This is a genomic window from Streptomyces sp. NPDC043867 (genome assembly GCF_056435845.1).
On the sequence record NZ_JBWKDS010000058.1, the window covers coordinates 25,497 to 36,630 of the forward strand.

Annotated in this window: 7 protein-coding genes; 2 read left to right on the plus strand and 5 right to left on the minus strand. The window is 71.3% G+C overall.

Annotated features, from left to right (window positions below; translation table 11 throughout):
• Positions 1–17: 17 nt before the first annotated feature.
• Positions 18–1,661, minus strand: a complete 1,644-nt coding sequence (locus tag AC069T_RS35690; RefSeq protein ID WP_478786691.1) for an ABC-F family ATP-binding cassette domain-containing protein — start codon at positions 1,659–1,661, stop codon at positions 18–20.
• 274 nt (positions 1,662–1,935) lie between these two features.
• Here AC069T_RS35690 and AC069T_RS35695 point away from each other — a divergent pair, with 274 nt between their 5' ends.
• On the plus strand, positions 1,936–2,886 hold the full coding sequence (locus AC069T_RS35695) for an FAD-dependent oxidoreductase (protein WP_478786692.1): 951 nt from the start codon (positions 1,936–1,938) through the stop codon (positions 2,884–2,886).
• Positions 2,887–2,890: 4 nt separating this feature from the next.
• On the opposite strand, the gene AC069T_RS35700 is transcribed toward AC069T_RS35695, so the two are convergent.
• The 3 genes from AC069T_RS35700 to AC069T_RS35710 form a co-directional block, all read right to left on the minus strand.
• Positions 2,891–4,600 carry a BCCT family transporter gene (locus AC069T_RS35700; RefSeq protein WP_478786693.1) on the minus strand — a complete coding sequence of 570 codons (1,710 nt, stop codon included), beginning with the start codon at positions 4,598–4,600 and terminating at the stop codon, positions 2,891–2,893.
• A 216-nt stretch (positions 4,601–4,816) separates the two neighbouring features.
• Positions 4,817–6,367, minus strand: coding sequence for a pectate lyase family protein (locus AC069T_RS35705; RefSeq protein ID WP_478786694.1), 1,551 nt, complete (start codon positions 6,365–6,367; stop codon positions 4,817–4,819).
• Between the two features lie 477 nt (positions 6,368–6,844).
• Positions 6,845–8,809: a Xaa-Pro dipeptidyl-peptidase gene (locus AC069T_RS35710; RefSeq protein WP_478786695.1), complete on the minus strand. Its 1,965-nt coding sequence runs from the start codon at positions 8,807–8,809 to the stop codon at positions 6,845–6,847.
• A 180-nt stretch (positions 8,810–8,989) separates the two neighbouring features.
• Between AC069T_RS35710 and AC069T_RS35715 the strand changes: the two genes are divergently transcribed.
• Positions 8,990–10,492, plus strand: coding sequence for a M1 family metallopeptidase (locus AC069T_RS35715; protein ID WP_478786696.1), 1,503 nt, complete (start codon positions 8,990–8,992; stop codon positions 10,490–10,492).
• A gap of 89 nt (positions 10,493–10,581) precedes the next feature.
• On the opposite strand, the gene AC069T_RS35720 is transcribed toward AC069T_RS35715, so the two are convergent.
• Positions 10,582–10,992, minus strand: a complete 411-nt coding sequence (locus AC069T_RS35720) for a hypothetical protein (protein WP_478786697.1) — start codon at positions 10,990–10,992, stop codon at positions 10,582–10,584.
• Positions 10,993–11,134: the final 142 nt, after the last annotated feature.

Below are 11,134 nucleotides of genomic sequence, written 5' to 3' on the forward strand. Positions count from 1 at the left end.
CCCGGGGAGGGGGCCGGTCAGCGCCTTTCGGTGACCTTGCCGTCGGCCACTTCGAGACGACGGGTCGTGCTGACCGCGTCCAGCATCCGGCGGTCGTGGGTGACCAGGAGCAGCGTGCCCTCGTACGACTCCAGGGCCGACTCGAGCTGCTCGATGGCCGGCAGGTCGAGGTGGTTGGTCGGCTCGTCCAGGACCAGGAGGTTCACGCCGCGGCCCTGGAGCAGCGCCAGCGCCGAGCGGGTGCGCTCGCCCGGTGAGAGGGAGGCCGCGGGGCGCAGGACGTGGTGCGACTTGAGGCCGAACTTGGCGAGCAGGGTGCGCACTTCGGCGGGTTCGGTGTCCGGGACGGCCGCGCCGAAGGCATCGAGCAGGGACTCGGAGCCGTGGAACAGCTTGCGGGCCTGGTCGACCTCCCCGACGACCACGCCGGAGCCGAGGGCCGCGTGCCCCGCGTCCAGCGGGACCCGGCCCAGCAGGGCGCCGAGCAGCGTCGACTTGCCCGCGCCGTTCGCTCCGGTGACGGCGACCCGGTCCGCCCAGTCGATCTGGAGCGTCGCGGGCCCGAACGTGAAGTCGCCGCGCCGCACTTCGGCGTCCCGCAGCGTGGCGACGACCGCGCCCGACCGGGGTGCCGCCGCGATCTCCATGCGCAGCTCCCACTCCTTGCGGGGCTCGTCTACGGTGTCCAGCCGCTCGATCATGCGCTGGGTCTGGCGGGCCTTCGCGGCCTGCTTCTCGCTGGCCTCGCTGCGGAACTTGCGGCCGATCTTGTCGTTGTCGTTGTTCGCCTTGCGCCGGGCGTTCTTGACGCCCTTGTCCATCCAGGAGCGCTGCATCTGGGCGCGCCCTTCGAGCGCCGACCTCTTGTCGGCGTACTCGTCGTAGTCCTCGCGGGCGTGCCGGCGGGCGGTCTCGCGCTCTTCGAGGTAGGCCTCGTAGCCGCCGCCGTACAGGGTGATCTCCTGCTGCGCGAGGTCGAGTTCGAGCACCTTGGTGACGGTGCGGCTGAGGAACTCGCGGTCGTGGCTGACGACGACGGTGCCCGCGCGCAGGCCGCTCACGAAGCGTTCGAGCCGTTCCAGGCCGTCCAGGTCCAGGTCGTTGGTGGGCTCGTCGAGCAGGAACACGTCGTAGCGGGACAGGAGCAGCGAGGCGAGGCCCGCGCGGGCGGCCTGGCCGCCGGACAGGGACGTCATCGGCTGGTCGAGTCCGACGCCGAGCCCGAGGGAGTCGGCGACCTCCTCGGCCCGCTCGTCGAGGTCGGCGCCGCCGAGGCCCAGCCACTGCTCCAGGCTGGTGCCGTACGCGTCGTCGGCGCCCGGCGCCCCGTCCACCAGGGCCTGGGTGGCCTCGTCCATCGCCCGCTGCGCCTCGGCCACGCCCGTACGGCGGGCCAGGAAGTCCCGTACGGTCTCGCCCGGCCGGCGCTCCGGCTCCTGCGGCAGGTGCCCGACGGACGCGCCGGGCGGGGACAGCCGCAGTTCCCCCTCCTCCGGGGTGAGCAGCCCGGCGAGCAGCCGCAGCAGGGTGGATTTGCCGGCGCCGTTGGCACCGACGAGCCCGATCACGTCGCCGGGCGCGACGACGAGGTCGAGCCCGGAGAAGAGTGAGCGGTCGCCGTGTCCGGCGGCGAGATTCTTGGCGACGAGAGTGGCAGTCATCAGAACGCCGATCCTAACGGCCCGCCCCGCCCGCTCCCGCCCCGGTTTTCCGCCCGGACGGACACGGCCCCGCACCGGCCTCAGCCGCGGCACCGGCGTCTGCGCCTTCCGCAGGTCATCGCCTCGGCCGGCACACTCCGCGTCACTCTTAGTCGTCACCGGCACGCGTCGCCGGTGCCAGGCCGAAGGTCGCGTACTCGCCAGCCATGCCCTGAGTATTCCCGGACCCGCGGTGAGGCGAGCGCGGGAGGACATGGTCCGCTACCGTCCCCGCGTGGAGAGAGCTGTGAGCGGTGACGTGATCGTGGTCGGCAGCGGCGTCATAGGACTGACGACGGCCGTGGTGCTGGCGGAGAGCGGCCTGCGGGTCCGGGTGTGGACGCGGGAGCCCGCCGAGCTGACCACCTCGGCCGTTGCGGGCGCCCTGTGGTGGCCGTACCGCATCGAGCCGGCGGAGTCGGCCCGCGCGTGGGCCCTGCACTCGCTGTCGGTGTACGCGGAACTGGCGGAGCGCCCCGCGGAGACCGGTGTACGCATGGTCGAGGGCGTACAGGGCGAGACCCGGCTGGACGCGCGGGACCCGTGGATCAGTCAGGTGCCGGGGGTACGGGCGGCGACGGCCGAGGAGTACGCGGGGACGGCACTGTGGGCGCGGCTGCCGCTGATCGACATGCCGGTGCATCTGCGGTGGCTCCGCGAGCGCCTCCTCCGGGCCGGCGGGACGGTCGCGGCGCGCACGGTGACGGACCTGGCGGAGGCGGCGGCGCCGGTCGTCGTCAACTGCACGGGCCTCGGTGCCCGCGACCTCGTGCCGGATCCCGCGGTGCGGCCGGTGCGCGGGCAGCTGGTGATCGTGGAGAACCCCGGCCTGCGCACGTACGTGGTCTCGACCGACGCGTCCGCCGGGACGACCACGTATCTGTTCCCGCAGCCGGACCGGCTGATCCTCGGCGGCACGACCGACGAGGACGACTGGTCGCTGACGCCCGGCCCCGCGGCGGCCGCGCGGATCGTCGAGCGCTGCACGGCGCGGCGGCCGGAGATCGCCGGGGCCCGTGTCCTCGGCCACCGGGTGGGGCTGCGGCCGGTGCGCGACTCGGTGCGTCTGGAGCGCGAAGTGCTGCCCGAAGGACGGCTGTTGGTGCACAACTACGGTCACGGGGGTGCGGGTGTCACCGTGGCCTGGGGATGCGCGCGGGAGGCGGCCGGGCTCGTCGGCCGCTGACGCCTCAGCCGTGGTCGTGCCCGAGCGGGTCTCCCTCCGTGTCCGTGCCGGCCCCCGGGCCGACCCTGATCTCGAAGTCGCCGTCGTATCTCCTGTGCCCCTCGATCACGGCGAGTTCGACGGCCTCCGAGGCCATCTCGCCGCGCACGACGAGCGGATCCCTGCGCAGGTCCCGCATGAGGGAGACACACATGCCGATCATGACGAGGACGAAGGGCGCGGCGGCGAGGATCGTGAGGTTCTGCAGGCCGGTGAGCGCGTCGCCCTGGCCGCTGCCGACGAGCAGCATGATGGCGGCGACCGCACCGGTCACCACACCCCAGAACACGACGACGAGACGTGCCGGTTCGAGCGCGCCCCGCTGGGAGAGCGTGCCCATCACGATGGACGCGGCGTCGGCACCCGACACGAAGAAGATCCCGACCAGGATCATCACGAGCAGACTGGACGCCGTCGCGGCCGGGAACTCCTGGAGCACGCCGAAGAGTTGCCCCTCGGGGGTCGACTCACCGCGGAGCGCGCCGCCCTCCTTCAGCTTCATCGCCGTACCACCGAAGACGGCGAACCAGACCAGGCTGACACTGCTGGGGACGAGGATGACACCGCCGACGAACTGCCGGATGGTGCGGCCGCGGCTGATCCGGGCGATGAACATGCCGACGAACGGCGTCCAGGAGATCCACCACGCCCAGTAGAAGACCGTCCAGCTGCCCAGCCAGTCGGCGACGCCCTCCCCGCCGGCCGCCTCGGTGCGCCCGGCGAGCTGGGGCAGGTCGCCGAGGTAGGCGAAGACCGAGGTGGGCAGCAGGTCGAGGACGATGATGGTGGGGCCCGCGACGAACACGAAGACGACGAGCACCAGCGCCAGGACCATGTTGATGTTGGACAGCCACTGGATGCCCTTCTGCACGCCGGAGACCGCTGAGGCGATGAACGCGACGGTCAGGACGGCGATGATGGCGACGAGCAGTCCCGTGCTCACCTCGTCCATCCAGTCCAGCTCCTTGAATCCGGAGCCGATCTGCAGCGCGCCGAGGCCGAGTGAGGCGGCGGAGCCGAAGACGGTGGCGATGATCGCAAGGATGTCGATGACCCGGCCCGCCGTGCCGTTGGCGTGCTTCTCGCCGATGAGCGGGGTGAAGACCGCGCTGATGGTCTGCCGCCTGCGCTTGCGGAAGGTGCTGTAGGCGATGCCGAGGCCGACCACCGCGTAGATCGCCCAGGGGTGCAGCGTCCAGTGGAAGAGGGTGGTGGCCATCGCCGTCTCCATGCGTTCGCCGGAGTCGGCGGGCGAGGTGCCGGGCGGGGGCGTGGTGTAGTGCGACAGCGGTTCGCTCACGCCGTAGAACATCAGGCCGATGCCCATGCCGGCGCTGAACATCATCGCGACCCAGGACACGGTGCGGAACTCGGGCTTCTCGCCCTCGGCGCCGAGATGGATCCTGCCGTAGCGGCTGACCGCGAGCCAGAGCGCGAAGACCACGAAGCAGGAGGCGGCGAGCATGAAGGCCCAGCCGCCGTTGTGGATCAGGCCGTTGAGCATCGCCGTGGAGACGCTCTCCAGGGAGTCCGTCGCGACCGCGCCCCAGCTCACGAAGGCCAGGGTGAGCGCGGCGGTGACGCCGAACACCACCCGGTCGGTCCGGTGGCCGGAGCCGCCGCGGACGTCGGACGGATCTCCCCGGCCGCCCCGTTCTTTCAGGTCCTCTGTCATTCCGCACCTTCCCCTGGAAGCCGTAGGGGAATTATTGCCTCATAACACCCATACGACCCATCACACGCACCGCCGCGCGCAAGGGGCTGAGCAGTCGGGGCCGGCGTCCGGTCCGGAGGAGGGCGGGTCCCGTTCTTCGCGACGGCCGCTCGAGCGCGGCCGTGCCGACGAGGAGGGCGGGCGGCGCCGGGCCTCGTGACGCCACCCGCCCCGCTGCTACGACCCGTAGGTCTCGAACTCGGCCACCTTCGGCGCTCCCGTCGAACCGGTGATCTCGAAAGTGATCTTGCTGAGGGAGGTCCGCGGGAAGCTGATGAGGCCCGCGCCGCTGCCCGAGGCGAGGACGGCGCCGTTGTCGGCGTTGCGGACCCTCCAGGAGCCGATGCTTCCTGCGGATCCGGATGCCTCACGGATGTTGATGCTGGAGACGGCGGTGGCGGAGCCCCACTTGATGGAGACGGAGCCGGTCGCGCCGGCCGGTGACCAGTAGGTGCTCAGGTCGCCGTCCCGGACGTTGCCATAGCTCGTGCCGTCGGCCTTGCTCGAACCGTCGGAGCCGGCACCGAGGCTGAGGTTGGTCCCGCCGGGCTGTGTCGGCGTCGCCGTGGGGGTGGGGGTCGGCGAGGTCGGAGTCGCGGTCGGCGTCGGCGTCGGCGTCTGGGCCCCGCAGTTGCCGTTCGACACCTGCAGACCGGTGCCGGCGCCCGCCGTCCGGCGCACGATGTCGGGCACGCAGGCGGCGGCGTCGAGGGTGTGGGCGTAGGGGATGCTGACCGTGGTGTTCGACTGCGGATCCGGGCCGGCGGGGTGGTTGTCGGTGCCGGGGCTGGACCAGGTCACGTTGTCGAAGATGTTGCCGCTGACCTGCCAGTAGCCGGTCGCGTCGGTGTAGAAGGTGCCGAGGACGTCCCGGGAGTCCTCGAAGTAGTTGTTGTCCACCTTGGCCTTGGCGCCGGCGCGGGAGTTGATGCCCGACTTGCTGAGGCCCACGTAGTGGTTGTTGTAGATGTGTGCCGTGCCACCGCGCAGCAGAGGCGTACGGGAGTCGATGTTCTCGTAGAGGTTGTGGTGGTAGGTGATGAAGCCGTTGGAGAGGTCGCTCTCGCTGGACCCGACGAGGCCGCCCCGCCCGGAGTTGCGCAGGATGCTGTACGACAGGGTCACGTACTGGGTGTTGTCCTTCATGTCGAAGAGGCCGTCGAACCCTTCGTCCTCCCCTCCGGACGCTTCGAGGGTGGTGTGATCGACCCAGACGTTGCGGACGTCCCCCTCCATGCCGATGGCGTCCCCGCCGTTGGAGGTGGGCGAGCCGGACTTCTTCACGTTCCGGACCGTCACGTCCTGGATGATGATGTTGCTCGCTTCCCGGATGTGGATGCCGAGCTGGTCGAAGACGGCTCCGCTGCCGGCGCCGACGATGGTGACGTTGCTGACCTGCTTCAGCTCGATCACTCCGGCGGCCGTGTTGCAGCTGTCGCCGGACACCTGCGCGGTGTTGGCGTGGTTGATGGTCCCCTCGACCTGGATGGTGATGGGCGTGCTGCTGCTGGCTCGGCCGCACAGAGCCGCGTTGATCGCGGTTCCGGTGGTGGCCCGCACGGTCTGCCCGCCCGCCCCGCCGGTGGTGCCGCCGTTCTGGGTCGCGTAGCCGGTGGCGCTGCCGGTCGCCGCCGACGCCTCGGGCATCGTCACTGCCACACCGACCGCGGCCGCCGCGGCCATGGCGGCCGACGCGGCGGAGAGTCTCAGTGCGAGTGGTCGTCTCATGCTCACTCCTGGTTCACCGTGGTCTGCTCATTGGTCGTGCGCTGCGAACAGTTGAAGCCGGTGCGGTTGACCGAGGACCGCGTGCGGCGGCCTGCGCAAAGGCCGCCTTTCAGCGTTCCCCAGGCCTTGGAAAGCGCTTTCTCTAGCCGCAGACGATAAGTGGGCCCCCATGGAGTGGCAAGAGTCCTGACCGAATCGAATTCACATGCTCGAACACCCGGCCCGCGAGCGGTGGACACCGGCACGACGTCACCCTCGCCACGAGGTACCCCCTCAGTGCTGCTGGAACAGGGCTACGGAGGGTATTCCGGCACATAGGTGAAGGGCGCGTGGCCACGGTCGGCGGCCGACACTCACCTGGCTACTGAATGATGTACACATCCATGAACTCCACGGAGCCGACCCCGCCATGCAGTGGACAAAGGACGGCCCCGGCCATGGCGGTGACCGCCGCGGCCGGGGCACGGGGCCGGGACGTTACCGGGCGCCGCCGCCCGGGACGCGGCGGGGGGCGCTCTGGTCGCGTACGCCCTCGAGGACCGACGGGCGCGGCGTGGCGGTGGAGTCCACCGTCGCGGAGCCGAAGGCACCGGCGCCGCCGACCAGCGGTATCCGGGCCGAGGTGCGGGACAGGTCGAGCGTCAGCGTGGGCGTGCTCGACGGCGGGTCGATGAGGTCCTTGTCGGTGCCGGCGACGATGAGCGCGAGGCGGTGGCCCTTCGGCACGACGTGGTCGGTGGCGGCCAGGTCGAGCGTGATGGTGTAGGCCCTGCCCGGGGTGAGCGGGACGCCCTTCGCGGCGGACGCGTGGTTGCCGAGGTCGGCCCAGCCACGGCTGACCACCGTGTAGTCGACGTCCGCGTTCTTCGCCGCGGTCTCCTTGAAGCAGGAGCTGTCCCCGGCGGTGCTCGCGCCCCAGCAGGTGCGGTCCGTGAGCGTCGTGATGCCCTCCCCGGCTGCGGCGTAGTCACGGATGGTGTCCGGGCCGAGGTCGGCCAGGACCGCGGAGAGGTGCGCGGTCGACGTGGTCGGGGTGGCGGTGACGGTGACCTGGGACGAGCCGGACAGCCGCAGGTCGCGGGTCAGCGTCGGGGTGGTGAACCCGGCCTTCTCGGGGGTCGGGCCGTCGATGTGGGCGGCCCAGTCGGTCTCGCTCAGCCGCGGGTCGTCGGTGAAGGTCTCGGTCCCGGACCTGGTACGGAGTCCGAGGGTGCCGACGCCCGGCCGGGTGCCCTTCCCCGGGTGCAGGCGCACCCCGTCGGTCCCCCGCGGCGGCCAGAGGCCGGAGGTGGCCCAGGTGTCGGGGGCGCGCTCGATGTCGGCCATCGGCTCGTCGTCGATGCCGTTGTCGTAGCCGAGGAGTTCGTGGTCGAACCAGCGGTGCAGCGTGTCGACCCAGGCGGCGCGGCGGAAGTCGAAGGGGTCGACGTGGCCGGTCTGGGAGAGCCAGATCTTGCGCTCGACGCCGTTCCTGGCCAGGGCGCTCCACCACCGTCCGACGTGCTGGGTGCGGACGTTGAGGTCCTGCATGCCGTGGACGAGGAAGACGCTGGCTCGCACCCGGTCGGCGTGGCGCACGTAGTCGCGCTCGGTCCACAGCGAGGTCCGGTCGCCGGTGCGCGGTGCCTCGTCGACGAGTTTCTGCTGGACGGCGGCGCACCGGGCGCGGGCGTCCGGGCTCTCCACGTAGTCGGACAGCCACTCGGGGCCGGAGTCGTAGAGGGGGGCGCCCTTGGCGAAGTAGTAGTCATACCAGGAGGAGATGGCGCTGATGGGGACGATCGTCCTCAGGCCCTCGACCCCGGTGGCGGCCACACCGTTGGCGATCGTGCCGTCGTAGCTCTTGCCGATCATGCCGGTCCTGCCGTTGGTCCAGCCGGCCCCGGCCCGGTCGGCGCCGGTGCGGGTCGTGTAGCCCCTGGCCCGGCCGTTCAGCCAGTCGACGACGGCCTTCGCGGACTGGACGTCGGAGCGGCCGCCGACATCGACGCAGCCGTCGGAGCGGTTGGTGCCGGCCAGGTCGACACCGACGAATGCGTACCCGCGCGGCACGAAGTAGTTGTCGTAGAACAGCGGCATCCGGACGACATCGCCGTTCGCGTCGTACGTCTTCTTCTGGCTCTCGTTGCCGCGCCCGCAGCAGGAGTAGTACGGGCTGGCATCCATGATCACGGGCACTTTGCGGCCCCGCTGGGCGGGTTCGCGGGGGCGGACGATGTCGACGGCGACGCGGTCCCGCTTCCCGTCGGCGTCGCCGTCCAGTCCGGTGTCGACCCATACGGATTCGCGGATGGCGTTCTCGTAGGAGTAGACCGGTGTGCTCTCCCGGGGCGCGCTGTGGGCGACGGCGGGGGACACGAAGGCGGCCAGCAGGGCGGTGGTGGCCGCCGTCGCGAGCGATCTCCAGGTGGTGAGGCGCCAACGGCGCGCACGTATCGGCATGCGCGGAAGGTACCCCGGTCAACTCCCGCGCAAAAGGGGGCTCTTGCGGGTGCGTACGGCGTGATGGCTCATGTCGGCCGAATGGCGATCGTGTGACGGGTGGGGCCGTGGACATGACCGTGGCCGCGGCGGCTGAATAGTCTCCGAACAGACTCCGTGACCCTACGACTTGGAGCTCCTGTGCACCGCAGACTCATCGCCCCGGGCGCGCTCGCGGCCTCCCTCCTGCTGGCGATCCCGGCATCGGCGGCCGGCGCCTCCCCCGGCGCCCCGGGTATCGGCGACCCCTACTACCCGGCCTACGGCAACGGCGGGTACGACGTCTCGCACTACGACCTGCGGCTGAAGTACCAGCCGAAGACGGACGAGCTGGAAGGCACGGCGACCCTCCTGGCGACGACGACGCAGGACCTGTCGCGGTTCGACCTGGACTTTTTGCTCGACGTCAGCGAGGTGCGGGTCAACGGCGCGAAGGCGTCGTTCGCCACGTCGGGACAGCACGAGCTGGAGATCACACCGGCCCGGCCCCTCGCCAAGGGCACGCCGGTCACGGTCGTCGTCCGCTACAGCGGAGTGCCGTCCACGAAGACCGCGTACGGCTTCTCGACCTGGCACCGCACCCCGGACGGCGCCGTGGCGGCGGACGAGCCGGAGGCGGCCTGGTGGTGGTATCCGAGCAACGACCACCCACGCGACAAGGCGACCTACGACGTGTCCGTGTCGGTGCCCGACGGGACGCAGGCGATCTCCAACGGGACGCTGCAGTCGACGAGTTCACGCCTCGGCTGGACCCGCTACAACTGGCGCTCCAACAAGCCGCAGGCCACCTACCTGACCACGCTCGCGGTCGGGAGGTTCGACCTCACCACGGGGACGACGTCCGACGGCGTGCCCGTCGTCAACGCGTACAGCAAGGACCTCGGGGACAACGACGGGGCCGCCCGGGCGAGCGTCGAACGGACCGCGGAGATCACCGACTGGCTGACCGGCTACTTCGGCCCGTACCCCTTCAACTCGGTCGGCGGGTACGTCCCGAACACCACCACCGGGTATGCCCTGGAGACCCAGACCCGGGTGTTCTACAGCCCCCGCCAGTTCGCGGGCGGGTCGAACACGTCCGTCGTCGTGCACGAGCTGGCCCACCAGTGGTACGGCGACAGCGTGTCCCTCGCCGGCTGGAAGGACATCTGGATCAACGAGGGCTTCGCGCGGTACGCGCAGTGGCTGTGGTCGGAGCACGAGGGCGAGGGCACGGCGCAGGAACTCGCGGACTACGTGTACGCGTCGCACCCGGCGGACGACGCGTTCTGGACGGTGGCGCCCGGCGACCCGGGTCCTGAGCACCAGTTCGACATCGCGGTCTACGACCGGGGCGCGCTGGCGGTGCAGGCGCTGCGCAACGAGGTGGGGGACGACGCGTTCTTCGCCGTCCTGAAGGGCTGGCCGAAGCAGTACGCGTACGGGAACGCGTCCGTCGACGACTTCCGGAAGTACGCGGAGAAGGTGTCCGGCACCTCGCTCGGCTCGCTCTTCGGCACCTGGCTGTACCAGCCGTCGAAGCCTGGCGCGCCCGCGGCGCGGGACGCGGCGATCGCGCGGGACGCGGGCGCGAAGGGCGCGGAAGGTGCGCCCGCGCGGCCCAGGTCCTGGAAGAAGATCGCCGCTACCGACTCCGTGCACTGACACCGCCCCCGGCCAGGGTGTCCCCCGCCCGTCCGCCCGTCCGTCCTCTTCCGGGCGGGCGGACGGTTCTTTTCGCGGCGCGTCGCCGGTCAGCGCCCGGGTTGGGCCCGGAGGGGTCCCGGTCCGCCCGCGATGCGGTCCGCCAGCTCCGAGGCCAGCTCGGAGACCGACATGCGGAGCTCGGTGTCGGCGGCGCGGCGGTCGGGCGCGGTGCCGTCGTCGGGCACGGAGGGCAGGGTGTCGTCGGTGTCGACATCGGGCGTCAACTGCCGTGGTGCGTCGGCGTCCTGGAGCTCGTAGCGGGTGCGCAGCGAGGGGTGGCGGGCGGTGAGGGCGCGGAGCGCGGTGCGGGCCCGTGCGGCGTCGGTGCCGCGGGGCAGCGGCCAGGCGGCGGCGTTGTTGGGCTCGTGCCGCCGGTGCGCCGGCAGGTCGCGGATGTCGTGCCACACCGATAGCTGGCCGAGCGAGAGCGGTCCGGCCGCGGTCATACGTTCCCCCATTACTGCACTTCCATCATGCGAAAGGTGAATTCCGTGCACGGCTGACGCTGCCACAAGCCGTGGAAGTCTGTCCAGGTTGATCGGGCCGCGAAGGCCGCCAAACGCGACCCACCTCACACACCAACCCGTCCGCGAGCATGAG